This window comes from Mycobacterium sp. (genome assembly GCF_965229265.1).
In the GTDB taxonomy this organism is placed as follows: domain Bacteria; phylum Actinomycetota; class Actinomycetes; order Mycobacteriales; family Mycobacteriaceae; genus Mycobacterium.
The window spans coordinates 78,123-98,596 of sequence record NZ_CBDDIY010000009.1 but is presented as its reverse complement, the minus strand read 5'-3'; the positions used below and the strand labels follow the sequence as shown (position 1 = coordinate 98,596).

Genomic DNA, 20,474 nt, shown 5'->3' with positions numbered 1-20,474 from the left:
CAATGGGACCTGAGCAGCAGCGAGGCCACAGTGACCGCAGCCCCCGAACCCGAGTACGACGTAGCGCTGTCGTTTGCCGGGGAGCAGCGAGATTACGTTCGGGCAGTCGCTTCAGAGCTCGCCAAGCATCGCATCCGGGTGTTCTTCGATGAGCAGAGCGAGGTCGCGCTGTGGGGCAAAGACCTCGGCGAGGAATTGCAGCGCATATATATGAAGGCCTCGAACGTGGTCGTGATGTTCGTGTCAGCCGACTACGCCACCAAATCGTGGCCGATCCACGAGCGTCGCTCCGCGTTGAGCCGAGCGATCAACGAGCGACGCGAATACGTCCTCCCCGCGAGATTCGACGACACCGAGCTGCCCGGTCTGAGCCCGAGCGTGAGCTACCTGCCCTTGACAGGCCGCACGCCCGCGACTCTCGCCGAGAACATCATGCAGAAGCTGGTGGAGTTGGGCGGCAAGGTACCGCCCAAGCAACCCGAGTTCCGTGTCGGTGACGGCGCGGAAAGCGACACGTGCCGCGTCGTCGTCCACAACGAACAGGGGGCACCTGTCGCCGGGGCGTCGGTGCAATTCGTGGCACAGAACGGTACGTCCACGCGGGCACAGACCGACTCCGATGGGATCGCCCAAGTGCCCGCGGCCGTCCGCAGGAACGTCGCGGTGTTCATCGCGCATCCGGAGTACAGAGCTGGCTACTACCGGCAGCATGACAGTGGCGAAGATCTGTCGGTGATATTGCCGCAGAGTCCTGGCGTTCAGAGTTCGATCGGAAACATTCCCGGCTTCGGACCGCGGATATCGCCCATCGGGGATGTTCATGACGCGGAGGGCATTCCGCAGCGTACGTACATGTACATCACTAATGGCTCACTGAACGGGATCGTAAGCAGTCCAGCGTTTTTCACGGTTGGCGAGCCAATGATGTTGGAAGACAGCAACGGTCATCAGGTACGCGCGACATGCGTTGCGTTTGTCGGCAGCAGCACGCTGTGGGAATACGAGTTCTCCAGCTAGGGCTGCCTTATCATCCTTTGGCTTCATCGCCGATCTGGCCGGCCTCACCCGAATGAGCTGGATTGGTGGGGGCCGCTTCTGCCCCCGACCCAATTCCGCCACCGGCGTGGCCGGTCTCGTCCACAGGGGCGCCCGCCAGGTCTGCGCCCGTCCACTCCGTGGCAGGTATCGAATGCAGGTCGGCGCCCGTGGGGTGCGCAGGTGGCGGATTGATGATGGTCGTGGTCTCGGTGTGGAAGTCGTAGTGATTGGTGATCGTGTCGCCGCCGGACCCGTCGTAGAGACCCCAAACAATCAGAGCAAGGTTGATGATCATGGTCAGGAATTCGAGATAAACCAGGATATCCTTGCGGCTTGCAAGCGACCGCACCCGCTTCGCAAAGTCCGGGGCTGTCTCCTGAATGGCATTCCCGAAATCGTCCGGGGTCTGCAACTGATCGGCCTGTTGCAGCAAGATGGAGACGGCCTGAGCCATTTGCCGCTGCAGCTCTTCGTTGGCCGGTAGAACTAATCGTGCCATTTCGGCCATTGTGAGCTTCAACTCGTCATTGACCGGCATTATGGCCCTTGCCATTTCGGCCATCGACGCGCGGAGCTCATCCTGGACCGGCATGATGGCCCGGACCATCCGTACCATCTGTTGTCGGACGCTCTCGGTGATCATCGTTGTGCTGCTCAGCGCCGCAGCCTGCTGCTGGACACTCTCATAAACTGGCGTCACCTTGGTCAGCTCGGCTATCTGCTGCCGAAGCGTCTCGGTAATCGGCGCAACGCTGTTCAGCTCCGCGAGCTGGTGTCGGAGTTGTTCTGTGATCGGCGTGATCTTGCTCAGCTCAGCAACCTGCTGCTGAACACTCTCGTAAACCGGCGTCACCTTGTTCATCTCGGCGATCTGCTTTTGGATGCTTACGTACGCCGGTGTCACCTTGCTCAACTCGGCGACCTGCTGACGAACACTTTCGTAAACCGGCACCACCCTGCTTAATTCAGCAATCTCCTGCTGAATGCTCTTCGTGATAGGCACCAGGTCCTTCGCGATCTGCGCATACGAGGCGACGTTGGCCTCTCGGGCGCTCTGAGCGGCGAGGATCGCTTCGCGCACGGCGGTCAAAGTGGCCTGGTCAAGCTTTTCCTTCACCGTGGCGTACCCCTGTTTCGACTAGGCTCTAGAACGGCCCATCGTATCGGGAACCACCGACGGATCCCGGCAACGCACCAGCCCTTCGCCCCTACTGCGAACCCATCTGATCCATGCGGGCCACGATCGCGTTGAGCGTGACGCGCTTGCCCTCGGCCTTAAGCTGGCGGCCGGCCTCGGCGTAGCGGTCCTCTGCATCGCGCACCATGGCGGGCACGGTGTAGCTGGTGCCCTTGCGCTCGGGCACCGCGATGCACTTGCAGTTGTCGTGCCCCTTCACCGCCGAGGTCGCCGTCTTGTAGATCGCTCCCCTGGTCGCCATGGTCAAGCACCAGTTGCAGGCCCCCGCATAGTTCGTATGCCTGCGGTAACGCACGCCCTCCGCGGCGGCGTTGTGGGCGACGGTCGTCCGCTGGGCATCGACAACTGCACGCTGGACTGTGCCCTGCAGCTGCGCCAGCGCGGTCTGCGTCGACGTCGCGGTGTTCACGGCCCAGCTAATCGACTGGCGGATCCGCTCTGTGGGCATCAGGTCGCCCGGTGGCACCGTGGCGGAGAACGGTTCGTCGGGTGCGAGCAGTTCGTACCAGCCAGCTGTCACGTCGGCCACGGCGGTGGTGTGGCCCGCCACGACGTCGGGCAGGTGCAGCCGAAGGGCGGCGATAGCCGTCATGCGGTCGGCCAGTTCCCAGCCTTCCAGGCCTGCGGCGATCAGCCGCCACAGATTGGCGACGTCGGTCGCGGCGGCATCTTGGAAGCGCTGCATCAACGCGTGCAGTGCCTCGACGGCAGTGTCCAGGGCGGTCATCCGGGCTGCCTATCGAAAAGTCCCAGAGTCGGGCGGAATGAGAGCGCCAATGCCAACCGCGGAACTCTCAGCGGGGGCATGGGTCATCCCCCATGGGGGTGCAGGTAAGCGAGAGTCGTCATGTCGCAGCATCGTTGGCGGCCTCACCCCGTGGCCTCGGTCTCCAGCCGCGGCTGGCGCGTCCAGTCGGCAACTTCTTTGGTGGCGCACCAGTGGCCGCCGTTGGTGACGCTGAAGCAACCCCAGGCGTTCGGTGCGCCTTCGGGTGCGTCGGTGCGGATGGCGACGGTGTCGCCGTCAGGGCTTACGCGGATCTCTCTCATAATTACTTGCCTTTCAATAGGTTTGGGGCTATTGACCCGGTCGCTGTCCGCCAGGACGGTGACAGGAAGGCCGTCCAGTTGGCTAGCAGCCAGCGACCGGGCTAGCAGCGACGGCGGCAGCATCAAGCAGAGGAGCAGTCCACTCAAGCGCCTGCCATCGCCACGACTTACGGGGCGACTGTCTTGTTGACCTTCACCACAGCTGCCGGGTGCGGGAAGCCGAATCCGATACGGGCAGTGACACGGACGGCGGTGCGGTCGCTCGTGAAGAACGCCGAGCTGTCGAGCGCCACCTGCACATCGCGGCGGATGACCACGAACGTGCGGTCCTTGGGGATGCCGTAGACGGTTCCGTCGTTGGGTGCGTCGGGGCTCACCAGTAGCGGCACACCGGCCACGACACGACCACCGGGCACGGTGACATCACGGTGCAGCAGGGGCTCGTTGGAGCCGGTGGCCTTCTTCAGCTTGGCCAGCGTGAGCGCGGTCTGGGGGTGAGTGACGAAGCTGTTCACCTGTGCCCCTACCGACTCCGCGGCGGTGATCGCTTCGAGGAACGCATCGACGTTGCCAAAGGTCGCACCTGCGTACAGCAGGGTCGGCGTGATGCTGCCCAGGCCTGCGGGGCCGTTGACGGTCGTATTGGCGAACCAGGCGGCGTCGACCTTGCGTACCAGGCTTTGCACCAGGCGCGTGCCGATCACGGCACTGGCCTCGGGCGAGGAGTCCTCGATGAGTTCGTTGGACAGCACCGACAGGGCCGCGGCTCGCGCTTCCGCTAACGGAACTGCCCCTGCGGTTGAGGCACTCCTTGCATCGTCGGTTGTTGACGATTCGATGTGCCCGTTGTTTCACGGCGTGCCACACCCCCGCGACCTGCAGCATCAACTGAATCCCGATCAAACAAACCGACTCCAGAAGCGGGTGGACTCCGCAACGGGGACCTGCCAGAGCCCTCAAATGATGTGGAGTGCGTCGAGGAAAGTTGTTGATCGACCCATTCTGGCGAATCTCGACCCTCGATGCACCGCTCGGCCAATGCTTCAACCGCGGACATGCATTGGGCAACATCGTGTCTCGATACCTCACCGATCCCGGGTCGAATGCCGTCTATCTCCCCGAGGAACAACGTCATGCACTCGAACAGCCCACCCTCGACATGCTCGCGCCCTCTTCGCAGTCACCGCCGGCCACGATTCCCGTGCCCGTGACCCACTGGGCGCGATCCTTGACATCCGCGTCCTGCACTACATCAAGATGCACATCCGCGACCGGGACCTAACCATCGATCGCATCGCCCGCGAACATGGGATTCCGGAACGCTACGCCTACCTCATCCTCGCCCGCCAAGGCATCACCCTCGGCGACTGGATCCGCACCCAACGTCTCGAAGGCGCCGCCTACGACCTGACTCGAACCGACACCGCCGCGCCGTCGATCTCCGAAGTGGCGCGCGGAAATGGGGATTCGTCGATCACGCCAATTTCACGCGCGCCTTCCGGCCGCACTTCGACATGAGCCCCACCGAATACCGCAAGTCCGCCAGCAAATCCCACGAGTAGGCATCACGCCAGCCTCCGCACACCCGCATGCCAGCTCAGAAGCACCCGAGAGTCAGGATTGGCCGGCCCCGAACGCTGGCCGGCCAAACCTGCTTATCCTCAGACGTTTTGGAGATTGGTCTACACAGTTGTCACCGAGGTGGGTGCGTAGTTCCAGGTGACCATGCCACCGACGCCGCCAAAGTCGCCGTACTCGAAGTACATCGGCCCCTGCAGGAACGGGGCGATACCCGTGTTTGCGCCGTCTTCAGGCGGGCCAACGCTCGGCGTTTCGCCTCCCTGCGTGACCGTGGTCGAGAACAACAGCGTCTGCCCGTCGGCGGTGTACCACGAAATCACTGTTCCCACCGGAAGAGGCGAACCCACGGCCAACCCCGACAACGTCGACGGCAGCAGGGAAGGCAGAAGCGCTCCACCCAGACCGCCACTGTCGATCAACGCACTTCCCACAACAGGCTGTATCGGGGTTTGCTCACCGCCATAGCTGACCTGGACACTCAAGTTGGTGGCATACCAGCCGGGAACGGAGGTGATCGGCGTTCCGGAGTTGGGGCCGAAGGTCAGCTGGCCTGCACTCATGTCCACCAGGAAGCCTTGGCCGAGGTTTTCCGGCAGCGAGTTGATCGGGCTCACGATCCCACTGGGCTCGACGTAGGGACCGGCACCCAAGATCGCGTGCACCGGAACCGCGGCGGTAGCCCATTCGGATTGCGGCAGAACCTGCCACGTTTGTCCGTTGTCAGTCGACAACTGCACCTCGTCGATGACGCCGATGTCGGTGGGCGCGGTGATGATGCCGTTGCCGAAGTCGACCGAGGTGTTGTAGACGGTGTAGTGCACCTGCTCCCAGGCGCCGAATTGGGTGGTGCCCTCCGCACCGGTGGGAGCGCCGAGGTTGGCAACATTGACCATCGTGATGGGGACGATCAAACCGAAAGAGCCGGTGTCGAATTCGGCCTGCACCGTCGATCCACCCACCGACAAATTGACGGTTGAATAGTTGTTCGACGGGGTGTAGCTCACGGCGATAGTGGCCGAGCCGCCCGCCGCGCCGGCCGCCCCGTGGAAGCCGATCAGACCGGCTGCGCCGCCGGCGCCACCGATGCCTTGGACGCCACCCGCCCCACCGGTACCGCCCACGCCGATCAGCCGGCCGCCGCGACCGCCGACGCCACCGTCGGACAGTTCGCCGCCCTTACCGCCGGCCCCACCGAAACCGAACAGGCCCGCGGCGCCGCCGGCACCACCCATGCCCTGCGGACCGCCGGTTCCCCCGGTGCCGCCGTTGCCGAACCAGAGGCCGCCGTTGCCGCCAATGCCGCCGGTTCCGCCCCAACCGCCGGTGCCACCAGTGCCGCCGAATCCGACCAACATCGCGTTGCCGCCGGCGCCGCCGGCACCCCCGGAGCCGCCCGTCCCACCAGCACCGCCGTTGCCTAACCAGAGGCCGCCGGCGCCACCAGCGCCGCCGGAACCGTTCGCGCCGCCCGTTCCGCCGGCACCGCCGAATCCGATCAGGCCCGCGGCGCCGCCGGCACCGCCAGCGACTCCGGCCGCGGTGCTGGTACCGCCCATACCGCCGCTGCCGAGCAGCCAACCTCCGGCGCCGCCGGCAGTCCCCACGCCCTGGGCGTCGGTAATGCCGTTGGCGCCGTTGCCGATCAATTGCCGCCCCGTCAACGTCAAGGATGTCTCGTTGATCGGGTAAAACACCGCCTGCATCACGTTAGTGAGCTGCAATTCCAGCTGCTGCACACCCGCCGCCAGGGGGTCGACCAGCCCCGGCGTCGCATGGGCCACGGGCACCCTCGCCGCCGCGCCGGCGGCCGTTGCCGTAGGAGCAGCCGTCTCCTCGGTCGCGCTCGTGGCACCGGAAACTGCGGTGGCCTTGATGTTCGAGTTGCCCGTCGCGGTGGTCGTCCTGGCCGACTTCGCTGCGCCCGTGGTGTTTTTCGCGGTCCGCTTGCTCACGCCAGTCGAGTGGGCTCGATGCGTGGCATCCTTCTTCGACGAGGCAACGGAACCGCTTGATGATGACGAGGCGCTTGACGCCGACGAGCCGGACTCAGCGTCTGCGTGGGCGACACCGCTCCCATTGGCCAGCGCAGCGCCCACGCCGAGGGTGATCGCTGCAGCGCCGAGCCACACCGACGGCTGAACGCGGTGCAGCCCCGACCCCTCCGTCGAGTTTCCTGACGCGCCTGCGTCCGTCAAGTGCCTATCGGTCACCACTAGCCCCCCAATTTTTCGTGTGAACCGGCCGCGGTCGGTTTGCTGCGGCGACATCGAAGGGAACCGTATATCAACGTGAATTGGCGCTTTGCAAAGGGTGTTCAACTAGCGTCTCACCGTCAGGGGCCATTGATCGAAGTAGCGGTGCCGGTGTCGCCGCGCTGGTGTGGCGGGAATGTCGTGTATCCCGCCTGGCACAACGGGCGCATCGAATCGTTCAACACTCGTTTGACTTCTCGTTAGCCGCGCCTGCCGTCAACGGCATAGATGCAAGCGCGTGTTCCCAGATGGTCAATACAGACCACCCTTGTTACCTTGCAGTGCAACAGCTTTCATGACTTTCGGCAGATGCTGCCGCATCCGGCCCGCGCCGCGAGACCCCGGACTCGATGGCGTCTCGTAGCGGCGCCCGTGGTCAGTACTGCTAGCCCCGACCGCTTGTCATCGCTTCGTCACGAGTCGCCGGGCAATCCGGCAGTCCGCGTCTCCGAATGCCCAATGACGGTTCGGTCAATTCGATCGGTACCGGCCACCGGCAGTGAGGGCGTTCCAACGATGAATTCACAACAGCGACAATCGGCTACGCAGCACCGCCCCAATCTCCGGCCACGGTTGATCCTGACCACTCGCGCAGTGGCCGCCATCGGCATCGCTGTAGCGGCGGTGGGGCTGACGATCACCGCGCTCGACCCACCGGCCGCCGCTGCCGCCACCGGCTCGCAGTCATGTGTCAACGGCGTGGTCCCACTCAACCCCTACGTGATCAACTGCAATCTGCCGAAGCGCGGTGACCAGATCCTCGGCGCCGCCCCCGACGCAGGGGCAATCATTGCCTGCCGACACAACGTCGCCTGCTAGGCGTGGTGGGTCACCCACCCCGCCGACAAACGAGACTGATAGTTCGAAAAATACCCATACATCGGCCCGGATCGTCGTACCCTGCGGAGTGACTGCCTGCCTCTCACCCAAAGGACCCCGATGACCGCTCCCGCGCAGCTTCCGTTCCGCCAGAGCCACCCGCTGCAGTCCCCCGACGAACTGCGGGCACTGCAGGCGATCGGACCGATCCACAAGGTCCGCACCCCCGTCGGCGACGAGGCCTGGCTGGTCACCGGATACGCCCTGGTACGCGAGTTGATGGACAACGACAATCTCGGCCGCACCCACCGCGACCCGGCCAACGCACCGCGCAGCCGAACCTCGGCGCTGTTCGGCGGCCCGGTGGGCGACTTCGACACCGAGCGCGCCGACCACACTCGCATGCGCCGGCTGCTGCAACCGCACTTCTCTCCCAAACACATGCGCACCCTGCAGCCCAAGATCGAAGGACTCTGCTCCGCGCTGCTCGACGACATGGAACAGCAGGGCCCGCCAGCCGATCTGCTGACCAGCCTGGCCCAGCCACTGCCGATCCTGGTGATCTGCGATCTGCTGGGCGTGCCGTACTCCGATCGCGAGCGGTTCCGGCTCTGGGTCGATGACGCCGCGTTCTCCACCGACGACGAGGTCTCACTGAAGGGCCTGGAACACCTGCTCGGCTACGGCATGGATCTGGTGGCCGCCAAGCGATCCGACCCCGGCGACGACGTGATCTCGCGGCTGTGCGAGGAACCCGGCCTGACCGACTTCGAGGCCGCCACCCTGGCGATGCAGTTGCTCTTCGCCGGACACGAAACCACCCTGATGCAGATCTGGCTGGGATCGCTGCTGTTGCTGACCAATCCCGACCAGTGGCAGACCCTGCTCGACCACCCCGAGCTGATCCCCAAGGCCGTCGAAGAGTTGATCCGGGCGGGCATGACCGGCGGGGTCGGGGTGCCCCGCTACGCCCGCGAGGACATCGACGCCGGCGGGGTCCAGATCAAGGCCGGCGATCTGGTGCTGCTCGACCCCGGCTCGGCCAACCACGATCCCGCGGTCTTCACCGATCCCTACCGGGTCGACCTCGCCCGCGGCGGCGCCGGTCACGTCGCGTTCGGATACGGCCTGCACTACTGCATCGGCGCTGCCCTGGCACGCATGGAACTGAAGATCGTCTTCTCCCAGCTCATCCCCCGGTTCCCCACGATGCAGCTCTGCGGTGACGCCTCGACCATGACCGGCGGCTATCACTCCCTGTCGCACGGACTCGGTGACCTACTGGTGACGTGGTAGCGCGTATCTGAACGCCGCACGTCAACTTCCCACTACCCTGACCGCAGACACGCGAGGGACGAGGGAGGTGACGGCAGTGACACAGGCTCGGGCTCAGGCCACCCGCATGCGGATCCTGTCCGCGGCGGTCACCCTGTTCAGCCAGGACGGCTACGGAGACACCGGCCTGGCCGACATCCAGCAACTCGCCGGGGTCACCAAGGGCGCCTTCTACTACCACTTCGAGTCCAAGGAGGCTGTCGCCGCCGCGGTCATCGAGGAATGCCGCGCCCGGCTGCGCACCGCCTTCCGCGAGGCCGTCGACCCGCCGGCCACACCGGGACTCGCCCCGGTCATCCGGGGTACGTTCGCCGTCGCGCGGCTGATGCAATCCGACGAGACCGTCCGTATCGGCAACCAGTTGTCTCAGGCGCTGGGGCAGGTCAGCGACGCTGGTCCGCGCATCCTGGCCGAGACGACGGTGGCCTTCATCGGCGTGGTGACCAAGGCCGCCACTGCCGGGGACCTGGTCCCCGACCTCGACCCCGAGGACGTCGCTGAGTCGATCTGGGTCAGCGTCCTGGGCTGCCAGTTCCTGTCGGCGGCCATCGGCGACGATCTGGTCACCCGCCTGGCGCGGGCCTGGCGGGTGCTGCTGCACGCGATCGTGCCGGAGGAGTCACTGGCCCACTTCGACGACGTCGTGGAGAGCTGCTCCCGCGACTACCCGCCGACGCTGACCTGATCGGCAGTTTTTCGCCTGAAGTGCGCTTTTCATCGACCGCCGTGTCGTACATTTCTGGTGGTTGAAAACCAGCCGATCGGTCGGTTCCGCGCGCGGGCACCCCGCGCCGATCCTCCGGCCGTCACGAGCGGGTCTCCAGGAGCGGGATGCGTGATCGTGGCCACCCCCTTGGGCCACTAGCCGCCCGCCCCTGGAGACCACTCGTTCACCCTCCGTTAATTTTCCGGCCATTCGTCTTTTACTGCCGATTCACTCAGTGGTCTTGACCCGTGGACTTATCGTCCGCCCGTGGACACCGATCGAGCGATGCAGATCCGGGCTCGCACAGCGGCCGAGGATGCTGAACGTCAGCGCCAATGGGACGTATGCCGCGATTCGCTGGACGTCCTCGGCCCCGAGGTCGCCGCCGAGTGCAGGCGGCGCAGACGCAGACGGGTCCGACTTGAGGGGTTGCTGGCGAAAAAGGGATGGGTGTTCCAGATCTGCACCGAGCAGTTTCCCGGGGCGGCCATCACCTGCATGCACGTGGCCTTCCACCGAAACGGCACGTGGACACTGCTCGGCTGCCGCAACGGCCGCTGCACGCGCCCGGTCGACAAAGCCGCTCCCCTGCACCCGGGTCTGCGACAGGGCTTCGTCTTCGACGCCAAACGGCGGGAAGCCGACGTGGTGTACATGCTGTCGCGCCAGCAGATGCGAGACATCATCTTCGAGCAGATCCGCGATGGCTGAGAAGGCTACCGGCTACCAGCCGATCGGCGGAGGCTGGTCCTCAGACCACAGGCAATTACCGCTCAGCACCACCGTGAACAGCTTGGGCAGCACGGCCAGCATCAACGGCTGACCCGGTTCGCCCTGCGAAACCTCCGGCGGGGCAAGGACTCCCGCAGCCACCACCGCGACCTGCTCGGCGCCACAAACCGCGTCCGGCTCCAGCGGGATGGCAGTCCACGCCCCCGACCTCAAGTTCGGATTGCGAAACCCCTGGCCGTGCAACGTCATCGCGGGCCCGTAGCTCAGCCATCTGCTGTTCGGCGGGAACGGCGTGTCGACCGGCGCCCAGGCCCCCGACCCGCCCGGTCCGGCCTGGCAGACCAGGTAGTCGCGGCCGCTGGGCAGTTGCGTCATGACGGTGTCGAAGTCCGCCGGGCACGGCTCACCGGCCACCGGCGCGGATCGGTCGGCGTGCGCCGGCGCGCCGGCCAGGGCGCTCAGTGCCGCCGCGGCGACCAGCACCACGCCGCTTCGCCGCATCGCAAGCTTCACCCTCACACCATCCTCATCGCCGAACACTACGTCGATGTTAGGCCCGCGGTGACATGACGAACGATGTCAGGACCCGGGACCATCGCCCCTTCCGCGCGACGCGCCAGGCGGGCTGAATCGACTCGTCGACGCCAACCCCGGGAGGTTCTCGGTGCTACCCCAGTATCGGGATGCGGCGGCGCCGCGCGAGCCGGTGCAGGGCGGCCTGCATGACCCGGCACCCGAGCGAAGGGCCCCGCCGTGTCATTCGTGAAACTGCTGCTGTCCTTCGCCCCGTGGATCGCGTTCCTGATCATCGCCAGGGACACCATGGCCAGAGTCGAGATCGGGCTCGGCGCGGCATTGATCCTCTCGGTGGTGATGGCCGGCCTCAAACTGCATCGCGGCATCATCATGTGGGTCGGGCTGGTCTTCTTCACCGCGGCCACCGTGGCGGTGCTCGTGTTCCACAACATCTGGACCGTCCGCCACCTCGGCGTGCTGGCCAACGGCGCGCTGGCGCTGGGCTCCTGGGCCACCCTGGCGCTCGGCAGGCCGTTCACCCTCGAATACGCCCGCGCCCACACCGACCCCTCGAAGTGGAACGACCCCACGTTCATCCGGGTCAACGTCCAGCTCAGCGCGGTGTGGACGTCGGTGTTCACGGTGAACACCGCGATCGCCTGGGCCCTGATGAAGCATGCGCTGCCCGAATGGGCCTGCCACACATTCAGTTACGCGGCGTTGATCGCAGCGGCGGCGTTCACGTCGTGGTATCCCAACCACGTCCGCGCCAGGGCGACGCGCTCCGGAACCGCCTAGCGGCTGTAGAGCTGGTCGATGTTGTCGTGGAAGTTCTCCACGACCGCCTTGCGCTTGAGCTTGAGACTCGGTGTCAAATCACCTGCCTCGACCGTCAATTCACGGTCGATGATGGAAACACGCTTGACCTGTTCCCACCGGTTGAGGTGCTTGTTGAGGGTCTCGACGTACCCCTCGATCATCTCCTTGGTCTTCGGGTCACGGGCGATCTCGTCAAATGACTTGTCCGCCAAACCGTTCCGATCAGCCCATTCCCGGATCGCCTCACCGTCGAGGCTCACCAGAGCCACGCAGTACGGCTTGCCCTCGCCGTAGACGATGATCTCGCTGGCGAACGGACACAGACCCTTGAACATCGCTCCGATGGCCGAGGGCGCGACGTACTTGCCCTGCGAGGTCTTGAACATGTCCTTCTTGCGATCGGTGATCCGCAGGAAGCCCTCGGCGTCGAGCTCGCCGATATCGCCGGTGTGGAACCAGCCGTCGGCGTCGATCGCCTCGGCGGTGGCGTCGGGCAGGTCGTGGTAGCCGCTCATGACGCCCGGGCCCTTGAGCAGGATCTCGCCGTCGTCGGCGATCTTGACGTCGGTATTGGGGAAGGTCCACCCCACCGTGCCGAACCGGTAAGCGTGCGGGCGATTCAGCGACGACGCCGCCGACGTCTCGGTCAGCCCGTATCCTTCCAGCACGATGACGCCGACGGCGTCGAACCACTGGGCCACATCACGGTCCAGCGCGGCCGAACCCGAGATGAAGAAGCGCAGCCGTCCGCCGAACCGGTCGCGGATGGTGGTGAACACCAGCCGGTCGGCAAGCTTGTGCTGCAACGCCAACGCGGGCCCGATCCGGTGCCCGGACTGCTTGGCGCGTGAGACCTGCAGGCCGACCTCGATGGCCCAGTCGAAGAGGCGCTTCTTGATCCCGCCCTCTTCGGCCATCATCTCGGTGATCCGGCCGTGCACCTTCTCGAAGATGCGCGGGACCGCGCCCATGATGGTCGGCCGGATGATCGCCAGGTTCTCGACGATCTTGTCGACCCGGCCGTCGATGACGGTGGGGAATCCGATCACCAGCGGCAGGGCCAGCATCACCTTGCCGAACGAATGCGCCAGCGGCAGCCACAGATAGTTGAGGTCTTTGTCGTTGAGCACGTGCAGCGAATCGATGGCGGCCGCGGTGTAGGTCCACGCCTCGTGATTGAGCCGCACCCCCTTGGGCTTGCCGGTGGTGCCCGAGGTGTAGATGAGCGTCGCCAGCTGATCGGGGTGGATCGCGTCGACCCGCTCGGTCACCGCGGCCGGCGTGTCGGCCAGCAGCTGCTTGCCGAGTTGTTCCAGCTCCTCGAGCGTGATCACCCAGTCGCCGTCGCCGTTGCCGTCGATGATGACGACCTTCTCGACCGCGGGCAGCTCGTCCCGGTGGGCAAGGAGTTTGTCGACCTGGGTCTGATTCTCCGCGACGACGATGCGACTGCCGGAGTTGGCGACGATGAAGGCGACGTCCTCGCCGTTGGTGGTCGGGTACACCGTCGTCGTGGCCGCCCCGGCCGACAAGATGCCGAAGTCGACAACCACCCACTCGTAGCGGGTCGCCGAGGCCAGCGCCACCCGATCCTCGGGGTTGATGCCCAGCGAAATCAGGCCCGCGGCGATCAGTTCGACGCGATCCCCGACCTGTTGCCAGGTGACGCTGGTCCATCCGTCGTGGTCGGGGTAGCGGAACGCTTCCGCAGTGGGGGTAGCCGCGACGCGATCGAGGAACATCCGGGGCACCGACGGGGCCCGGTTGTCAATCCTGCTCATGTCGGGCCGCTCTTGGGACTTGTGCTGGCCTGCCATGCCGCGAGTTTATTGAGCGTCCTGGGCACTCGGAGGCGGAATGAGCAAGCCGGGCCCATACGTTGGGCCCGAACGCGACGCAGACACCGGCCGCGGCTAGTCGAATTCGACGGGCGCCCGGTTCTCGGCGAGGTTGGCAAGCCGCCAGGTGCACTCCCGGTTGCGCGGCCAGATTCCGGCGAGTTGCAGCCGGTTGGGCACAAACCTCATCGGGCCCTCGACGGCAACCTCGGCCATCTCGACCCGGCATCCGCCGTCGATATCATTGAGCCGCAACGTGATTCGCGCCGCACCTGCGGGCCCGAGCCGAGCCAGCAGCACCAACTCCTCCTCGGGTGTGCAGCGCAGCACCACCGTCTCGTCGTCGATGACCGCCGGCCAGACACCGATGGAGTGCAGGATGCGGGTCCCCGGCGCCGGCCAGTCGGTGTCGACGGCCCGCATCCGACTGTTGCCGACGACCCACTGGGAGTAGGTCCAGCCGTCGGCCAGCACCTCCCACACCCGGGCCCGCGGCGCGGCGATGTCACGAGTAACGCTGGTGGGCATGAATCTCCCTGCCTGTCTGGGTCGCTACGACGGGTACCCAGTACAGCCCAGACCACACCCGCCCGAAGGCTCGTCAACCCACGGTTGACGGGTCACGGACGTCAACCTACAGTTGACGATATGGAGCAGCCGACCACCATCGCCTATCCCGTCCGGCTCGACGACCTGATCGGCGTGATCAAGCGGGTGCACCACGAACCGCTCGATCAACTGACCGATGCGGTGCTGGCCGCCGAATCACTCGGTGAACTGTCCGACCATCTGATCGGTCATTTCGTCGACCAAGCCCGCCGCTCGGGAGCCTCCTGGACCGAGATCGGCAAGAGCATGGGCGTCACCAAACAGGCAGCGCAGAAGCGATTCGTGCCCAAGATGGCACAGGTGGACGCCAACGACCTCGACCCCGGCCAGGGGTTCGGCCGGTTCACCCCGCGTGCCCGCGGCGCCGTCGTCGCCGCGCAGAACGCCGCCCACGAGGCGGGCAATGCCGAGATCACCGCCGACCACCTGCTACTGGGCCTGCTCACCGACCCGGGCGCCCTGGCAACCACGGCGCTGGCGGCCCAGCAGGTCAGCGCCGACGCGGTACGGGCCGCGATCTCCCTCCCGGCACCGGTGGACCCGGTGCCCGAGCTGGTGCCCTTCGACACCCAGGCCCGCAAGGTGCTGGAACTGACCTTCCGCGAAGCGTTGCGGCTCGGCCACAACTACATCGGCACCGAACACATCCTGCTGGCCCTGATCGAGGCCGAGGACGATGACGGCACCCTGCACCGGCTCGGCATCGACAAGACCCGTCTCGAAGCCGACATCGCACAAACCCTGGCCACCATCACCGCAGCCCAACAGACCTGACCCGCCCGCTCGGCGACTGTTACCGTGAGCCGATGTCCCAGGCGGTTCGGTGATCGGCCTCGGCCCCAACAGCTTTGACCCGGTGTCGGTCACCGAGGCGACCGACACCGATGTCGGCGAACTGGCCGCGGTGGCCGCCGCCACCTTCCCACTGGCCTGCCCGGCCACCGTGGCACCCGAGGACGTCGCGGCCTTCGTCGCCGCCCAGCTGTCCCGTGACCGTTTCGCCGAGTACCTGAGCGACCCGTCCCGCGTCGTGCTGGCGGCCCGCGCCGGAAACCGCATCCTCGGCTACGCCATCCTGATCGACGGCGTCGGCCACGATCCAGACGTCGCCCGGGCGGTGCGCGTCCGGCCCGCGACGGAGCTCTCGAAGATCTACGTGCTGCCCGACAGCCACGGGTCAGGAGTGGCGGCCGCCCTGATCGACACCGCCGTCCGCCGGGTCACTGCGGCCGGAGCGCTCAGCATGTGGCTGGGGGTCAACCAGAAAAACCAGCGGGCGCAACGGTTCTACCTCAAGAACGGTTTCACCGTCGAGGGCACCAAGACGTTTCGGCTCGGCCGGCACATCGAGGACGACTTCGTGATGGTGCGCCCGCTCTGAGTCCCGGCATTTGCTGGACACCGCACCTGGTTTATCGAAGTCTCGTACTGTGAACTCGTTGGCTGATCGCAGTAGGCCGAGCGCGAGTATGGCTGCCGGCCCACCATGAAGTCAGGGCCTCGGCGAAAGGACGCTTGGTGGTAGTTGGATCAGTCTTCGGCGCCGACGACGAGGTCGGAGCCGACCTGGCCCGGGTTGACTGGTCGGCGACGCCGCTGGGCCCGCCAGCCGACTGGCCGCAGAGTTTGCGCACGACCGTGAGCATCCTGCTCTCCTCGAAGTTCCCGATGTGGATGGCCTGGGGCCCGGAACTGACCTTCTTCTGCAACGCCGCCTACCGGCGCGACACCCTGGGCCGCAAATACCCCTGGGCACTGGGCCGCCCGGCCCGCGAAGTATGGGCCGAGATCTGGGACGACATCGGCCCGCGCATCGAGCGGGTACTGGCGACGGCCGAAGCCACCTGGGACGAGGGACTGCTGCTGTTCCTGGAGCGCTCGGGCTACCCCGAGGAGACCTATCACACCTTCTCCTACAGCCCGCTGCGCGACGACACCGAACACGTGGTCGGCATGCTGTGCGTGGTCAGCGAGGACACCGACCGGGTGATCGGCGAGCGGCGGATGGCCACGCTGCGCGACCTCGGCTCCGACCCGTCGGTGGTGCGTACCGAGCAGGAGATGCTGACGTTCGCCGCCCGCCAGCTCGAACGCAATCCTCGCGATCTGCCGTTCTGCCTGACCTATCTGTTCGAGGCCGACGGTTCCGCGCGGCTGGCCGGACTCAGCGGAATAGCCCCTGGCCATCCCGCCGCACCGCCGACGCTGACCGCCGACGCGGCGCCGCTGTGGCCGCTGGCCGAGCCGGCCCTCGGCGAGTCGGTGCTGGTCAACCTCGACGGCCCGGCCTTCGGCGACCTGCCGACCGGGCAGTGGCAGCAGCCACCACAGCAAGCGCTGGTGAAGCCGTTGCGGGCGCAGGGCACCGCCCCGTCCGGATTCATGGTGGCCGCGCTGAACCGCTTCCGTCCGCTCGACGAGGAGTACCGCGGCTTCATCAAACTCGTCGCGGGCCATATCGCGACGGGGATCTCCAGCGCCCGCAGCTACCGCGCCCAGCAGCGCCCAGCCGAGGAACTCGCCGAACTCGATCGAGCCAAGACGACGTTCTTCTCCAACATCAGCCACGAATTCCGAACGCCCATCACGTTGATCCTGGGCCCGGTGGCCGAGTTACGCGGTCGTTCCACCGGCGTCGACGACGACGCCCGTCGCGAATTGGACGTCGTGCATCGCAACGGGTTACGCCTGGCCAAGCTGGTCAACACCCTGCTGGACTTCTCTCGCATCGAGGCCGGCCGGATGCAGGCCCACTACGAGCCGGTCGACCTGGCCGAGGTGACCGCCGAGCTGGCCAGCGTGTTCCGCTCGGCCATCGAACGCGCCGGGCTGACGCTGGTGGTGGATTGCCCGCCCGGCGGCGAGCCGGTGTACCTCGACCACGACATGTGGGAGAAGGTGGTCCTGAACCTGTTGTCGAACGCGCTGAAGTTCACCTTCGACGGATCGATCACCGTCCGGGTGCGCAACGACGGCAGCCAAGCCGTCGTCAGTGTGACCGACACCGGGATCGGTGTGCCTGCCGCGGAAATGCCCCGACTGTTCGAGCGGTTCCACCGGATCGAGAGCGCCCGCGCCCGCTCCACCGAGGGCAGCGGAATCGGGCTGGCTCTGGTCAAGGAACTCGTCGGCGTCCACGGGGGCACCATCGCCGCCGAGAGCGCCGAAGGCGCCGGCACTACATTCACCGTTCGGCTCCCGCTGGGTGCCGGCCACCTGCCCGCCGACGCGCTCACCGCACCCGGGCCGGTGCGACCCTCCTCCGGTATCGCCGAACCCTATGTGCAGGAAGCACTGCGCTGGCTTCCGGCTGACGGCGGGCGCGCCGACGACGCCGATGACACCCCGGATGGCGCGCTCGGCACGCCGAAGGCGCTCAGTGCCCCAGCCAGGGTGCTGGTCGCCGACGACAACGCCGACATGCGCGAATACCTGGTGCGGCTGCTGCGTGGTGCCGGCTATCAGGTCGACGCGGTGACCGACGGCCGCTACGCACTCGACCGTATCCGCACCGATCTCCCCGATCTGGTGGTCAGCGACGTGATGATGCCGCGACTGGACGGGCTGGCATTGGTCGCGGCGTTGCGGGCCGACCCACACACCGTCGGCGTCCCGGTGTTGCTGCTGTCGGCCCGGGCCGGGCAGGAGGCTTCCATCGAAGGCCTGCACGCCGGTGCCGATGATTATCTGGTCAAGCCGTTCGCTGCCGCCGAACTGCTGGCGCGGGTGCGGGCGAACATCGAACTGGCCCGGCTGCGTAACCATCACACCCGATGGCGCACGGCGCTGGTGGATTCGCTGCAGGAGGCGTTCTTCGTCTGTGACGAGGTCGGCGCCGTGATCGAGGTCAACAACGCGTTCACCGACATCGTCGGCTATGGCCCCGAGGATCTGCCCTACCAGCCCCTGCACCCGTGGTGGCCGGATCCGGACACCGAGCCCGAGGCCCATCGGCAGATCGTCGACGCCTTCGCGGGCATCGCCGACCGCCCGCACGGCAGCTACACGGTGCCGGTCACCCACCGCGACGGCCACCGGCTGTGGATCACCGCCAACATCGCCCACGCCGAGGACCCCGAGACGGGTCGCAGTGTCATGGTCGGAACGTTCCGCGACGTCACCGCCGAGCACTACAACGTGCAACGCCAGAAGGCCCTTGCCACGCTGAATCAGCAACTGGCCCAAGCCGACCGGGTTGACGACGCACTTCGGGCCACAATGGATCAGGTGCGCGGACAGTGGTCGGCCACGCGGGTGCTGGCCGCGATCTTCGCCACCGACAATGGCTCGCTGGAGCCCAGATCGACCGTCCCGGACGTGATCGCCGACGCCGGCGCCGTGCGGTGGGATGACCTGCCGGCCGATACCCGCAGCCGGATCACCGCGCTGGGCGCCAGCGGCGATCTGCTGACCGTCGACACCGGCAATCCCGGGTCGGCGGGCATCGCGCTGCAGCACCCGCGCGGCATCCTCGTCATCTGGATCGACCTGCCCGAGCAACGACCTTTCACCGCCGAAGACCAGACCTTGCTCACCGTGCTCGCCGGGCGCCTCGGGCAAGGGCTGCAGCGCGTTCACCAGCTCGACCAACAGCGCGAAACCGCTCTGACACTGCAGCATTCAATCCTCGGCCCGGCTGACCTGCCGGCCGGGTTCGCGGTGCGCTACCAGCCCGCGTCGCATCCGTTGCAGGTCGGCGGTGACTGGTATGACGTCGTCGCCCTCGACGACGGGCGCATCGCCCTGGTGGTCGGCGACTGCGTCGGCCACGACCTGGCCGCGGCCACCGTCATGGGGCAGCTGCGCAGCGCCTGCCGGGCGCTCCTGCTGGAGCGGGCCAGCCCCGCCGCGACGTTGACCGGCCTGGATCGCTTCGCCAGCCGACTGCCGGGTGCACAGTCCACTACCGCCTTCTGTGCCGTACTGGATCCCGATACCGGTGAGCTGTGGTACTCCAGCGCCGGACACCCACCGCCGATTCTGGTCTGCGCCGATGGCACCACCCAACTGCTCGAGGGCGGTCATTCCATCGCGCTGGGAATCCGCCCGGAACGGGTCCGGCCCCAGGCGCAGGTGACCATACCGGCGCAGGCAACGCTGCTGCTCTACACCGACGGCCTGGTCGAGCGGCGACGCCTCTCGCTCGATGACGGAATCACCCGCGCCGCCAAGCTCATTCGCGACGACGGCGCGATGGACCTGGATCCGCTGGCCGATCAGATCATGTCGGTACTGGCACCGCTCGGCGGATATCAGGACGACGTCGCCCTGCTCCTGTACCGCCACCCGGTTCCCCTGGAGGTCACCATCCCGGCCGACCCACTGCATCTGGCTCCGGCCCGCGCCGCACTGCGGGAATGGTTGACCGCCGCCGGTATCGACCCCGATCAGGCCCAGGACGTGCTCGTCGCCGCCGGTGAGGCCGTCACCAACGCCATCGAACACGGCTACCGCCACACCGCGGGCGGCACCATCACCTTGCACGCGACCTCGGAGGTCGACCTGCTGCACCTGACCATCACCGACACCGGGTCGTGGAAACCCAAGCAGTCCGGTTACACCCACCGCGGTCGTGGAATCCAGATCATGCGCGCGCTCATGGAAGATGTGTCGATCGTTCCGCAAGACACGGGCACCACCGTCAGGCTGTCCACCAGGATCCGCCGATGAGCACGCCACTGACCCTGCGCACCGAGCGCGGAACCGACGGCCGGCTCGTGGTGGCGGCCGCCGGGGAGATCGACGCAAGCAATGTCACCGGGTTCGCCGAGGCGGTCACGGCCGCCACCGCAAGCACCGTCGACACCGTCATCGTCGACCTCACGGGCGTCGAGTACCTGGACAGCGCCGCGATCAACGCCCTTGTGCCCCATGCCGAATCGCTGGAGATCGTCGCCAATCGGATGCTGATGCGGGTGCTTGCGGTCAGCGGCCTGGCCGAGTTGGCCAAGGTTCGCCAGGCGCCGCACTCGAGTTAACCG

At 66.6% G+C, this 20,474-nt stretch carries 19 protein-coding genes; 11 read left to right on the top strand and 8 right to left on the bottom strand.

Annotated features, from left to right (window positions below):
• Positions 1–30: 30 nt before the first annotated feature.
• A complete protein-coding gene (locus tag ADBZ9K_RS01330; protein WP_526617984.1) occupies positions 31–1,017 on the top strand; it encodes a toll/interleukin-1 receptor domain-containing protein in 987 nt (328 codons plus the stop codon).
• Positions 1,018–1,027: 10 nt separating this feature from the next.
• On the opposite strand, the gene ADBZ9K_RS01325 is transcribed toward ADBZ9K_RS01330, so the two are convergent.
• The 4 genes from ADBZ9K_RS01325 to ADBZ9K_RS01310 form a co-directional block, all read right to left on the bottom strand.
• On the bottom strand, positions 1,028–2,155 hold the full coding sequence (locus ADBZ9K_RS01325) for a hypothetical protein (protein WP_526617982.1): 1,128 nt from the start codon (positions 2,153–2,155) through the stop codon (positions 1,028–1,030).
• Positions 2,156–2,246: 91 nt separating this feature from the next.
• Positions 2,247–2,963, bottom strand: coding sequence for a VG15 protein (locus tag ADBZ9K_RS01320; RefSeq protein ID WP_526617980.1), 717 nt, complete (start codon positions 2,961–2,963; stop codon positions 2,247–2,249).
• Between the two features lie 143 nt (positions 2,964–3,106).
• Positions 3,107–3,286 (bottom strand): hypothetical protein, encoded by a 180-nt coding sequence (locus ADBZ9K_RS01315; RefSeq protein WP_526617979.1) that lies wholly within the window; start codon positions 3,284–3,286, stop codon positions 3,107–3,109.
• Positions 3,287–3,453: 167 nt separating this feature from the next.
• Positions 3,454–4,125: a phage major capsid protein gene (locus ADBZ9K_RS01310; protein ID WP_526618225.1), complete on the bottom strand. Its 672-nt coding sequence runs from the start codon at positions 4,123–4,125 to the stop codon at positions 3,454–3,456.
• Positions 4,126–4,543: 418 nt separating this feature from the next.
• On the opposite strand from ADBZ9K_RS01310, the gene ADBZ9K_RS01305 reads away from it, so the two are divergent.
• On the top strand, positions 4,544–4,804 hold the full coding sequence (locus tag ADBZ9K_RS01305) for a helix-turn-helix transcriptional regulator (RefSeq protein WP_526617977.1): 261 nt from the start codon (positions 4,544–4,546) through the stop codon (positions 4,802–4,804).
• A gap of 164 nt (positions 4,805–4,968) precedes the next feature.
• Here ADBZ9K_RS01305 and ADBZ9K_RS01300 read toward each other — a convergent pair whose 3' ends face one another.
• Positions 4,969–6,819 carry a PecA family PE domain-processing aspartic protease gene (locus ADBZ9K_RS01300; RefSeq protein ID WP_526617976.1) on the bottom strand — a complete coding sequence of 617 codons (1,851 nt, stop codon included), beginning with the start codon at positions 6,817–6,819 and terminating at the stop codon, positions 4,969–4,971.
• An 894-nt stretch (positions 6,820–7,713) separates the two neighbouring features.
• Between ADBZ9K_RS01300 and ADBZ9K_RS01295 the strand changes: the two genes are divergently transcribed.
• From ADBZ9K_RS01295 to ADBZ9K_RS01280, 4 genes are all read left to right on the top strand, one after another.
• Positions 7,714–7,938, top strand: coding sequence for a hypothetical protein (locus ADBZ9K_RS01295; protein ID WP_526617975.1), 225 nt, complete (start codon positions 7,714–7,716; stop codon positions 7,936–7,938).
• Positions 7,939–8,058: 120 nt separating this feature from the next.
• On the top strand, positions 8,059–9,234 hold the full coding sequence (locus ADBZ9K_RS01290; RefSeq protein WP_526617974.1) for a cytochrome P450: 1,176 nt from the start codon (positions 8,059–8,061) through the stop codon (positions 9,232–9,234).
• Between the two features lie 76 nt (positions 9,235–9,310).
• Entirely contained in the window at positions 9,311–9,958 is a 648-nt protein-coding gene (locus tag ADBZ9K_RS01285; protein ID WP_526617973.1) for a TetR family transcriptional regulator, read from the top strand.
• 288 nt (positions 9,959–10,246) lie between these two features.
• Positions 10,247–10,690 (top strand): hypothetical protein, encoded by a 444-nt coding sequence (locus ADBZ9K_RS01280; protein ID WP_526617972.1) that lies wholly within the window; start codon positions 10,247–10,249, stop codon positions 10,688–10,690.
• Between the two features lie 12 nt (positions 10,691–10,702).
• On the opposite strand, the gene ADBZ9K_RS01275 is transcribed toward ADBZ9K_RS01280, so the two are convergent.
• The gene (locus tag ADBZ9K_RS01275) at positions 10,703–11,230 is read right to left on the bottom strand and encodes a hypothetical protein (RefSeq protein ID WP_526617971.1); all 528 of its coding nucleotides are present in this window, start codon (positions 11,228–11,230) and stop codon (positions 10,703–10,705) included.
• A 234-nt stretch (positions 11,231–11,464) separates the two neighbouring features.
• On the opposite strand from ADBZ9K_RS01275, the gene ADBZ9K_RS01270 reads away from it, so the two are divergent.
• A complete protein-coding gene (locus ADBZ9K_RS01270) occupies positions 11,465–12,025 on the top strand; it encodes a hypothetical protein (protein WP_526617970.1) in 561 nt (186 codons plus the stop codon).
• Here ADBZ9K_RS01270 and ADBZ9K_RS01265 read toward each other — a convergent pair.
• Both ADBZ9K_RS01265 and ADBZ9K_RS01260 read right to left on the bottom strand, forming a co-directional pair.
• Positions 12,022–13,863 carry an AMP-dependent synthetase/ligase gene (locus ADBZ9K_RS01265; RefSeq protein WP_526617969.1) on the bottom strand — a complete coding sequence of 614 codons (1,842 nt, stop codon included), beginning with the start codon at positions 13,861–13,863 and terminating at the stop codon, positions 12,022–12,024. The two genes, ADBZ9K_RS01270 and ADBZ9K_RS01265, sit on opposite strands and share 4 nt — an antisense overlap.
• A gap of 96 nt (positions 13,864–13,959) precedes the next feature.
• Entirely contained in the window at positions 13,960–14,412 is a 453-nt protein-coding gene (locus ADBZ9K_RS01260; RefSeq protein ID WP_526617968.1) for an SRPBCC family protein, read from the bottom strand.
• 120 nt (positions 14,413–14,532) lie between these two features.
• Between ADBZ9K_RS01260 and ADBZ9K_RS01255 the strand changes: the two genes are divergently transcribed.
• The 4 genes from ADBZ9K_RS01255 to ADBZ9K_RS01240 all read left to right on the top strand — a co-directional run bounded on the left by ADBZ9K_RS01255 (position 14,533) and on the right by ADBZ9K_RS01240 (position 20,471).
• The gene (locus tag ADBZ9K_RS01255; protein ID WP_526617966.1) at positions 14,533–15,267 is read left to right on the top strand and encodes a Clp protease N-terminal domain-containing protein; all 735 of its coding nucleotides are present in this window, start codon (positions 14,533–14,535) and stop codon (positions 15,265–15,267) included.
• A gap of 49 nt (positions 15,268–15,316) precedes the next feature.
• Positions 15,317–15,874 (top strand): GNAT family N-acetyltransferase, encoded by a 558-nt coding sequence (locus ADBZ9K_RS01250; protein WP_526617965.1) that lies wholly within the window; start codon positions 15,317–15,319, stop codon positions 15,872–15,874.
• Between the two features lie 137 nt (positions 15,875–16,011).
• The gene (locus tag ADBZ9K_RS01245; protein WP_526617964.1) at positions 16,012–20,163 is read left to right on the top strand and encodes a SpoIIE family protein phosphatase; all 4,152 of its coding nucleotides are present in this window, start codon (positions 16,012–16,014) and stop codon (positions 20,161–20,163) included.
• Entirely contained in the window at positions 20,160–20,471 is a 312-nt protein-coding gene (locus ADBZ9K_RS01240; protein WP_526617962.1) for an STAS domain-containing protein, read from the top strand. Before ADBZ9K_RS01245 ends, ADBZ9K_RS01240 begins: the two co-directional genes overlap by 4 nt.
• Positions 20,472–20,474 lie beyond the last annotated feature (3 nt).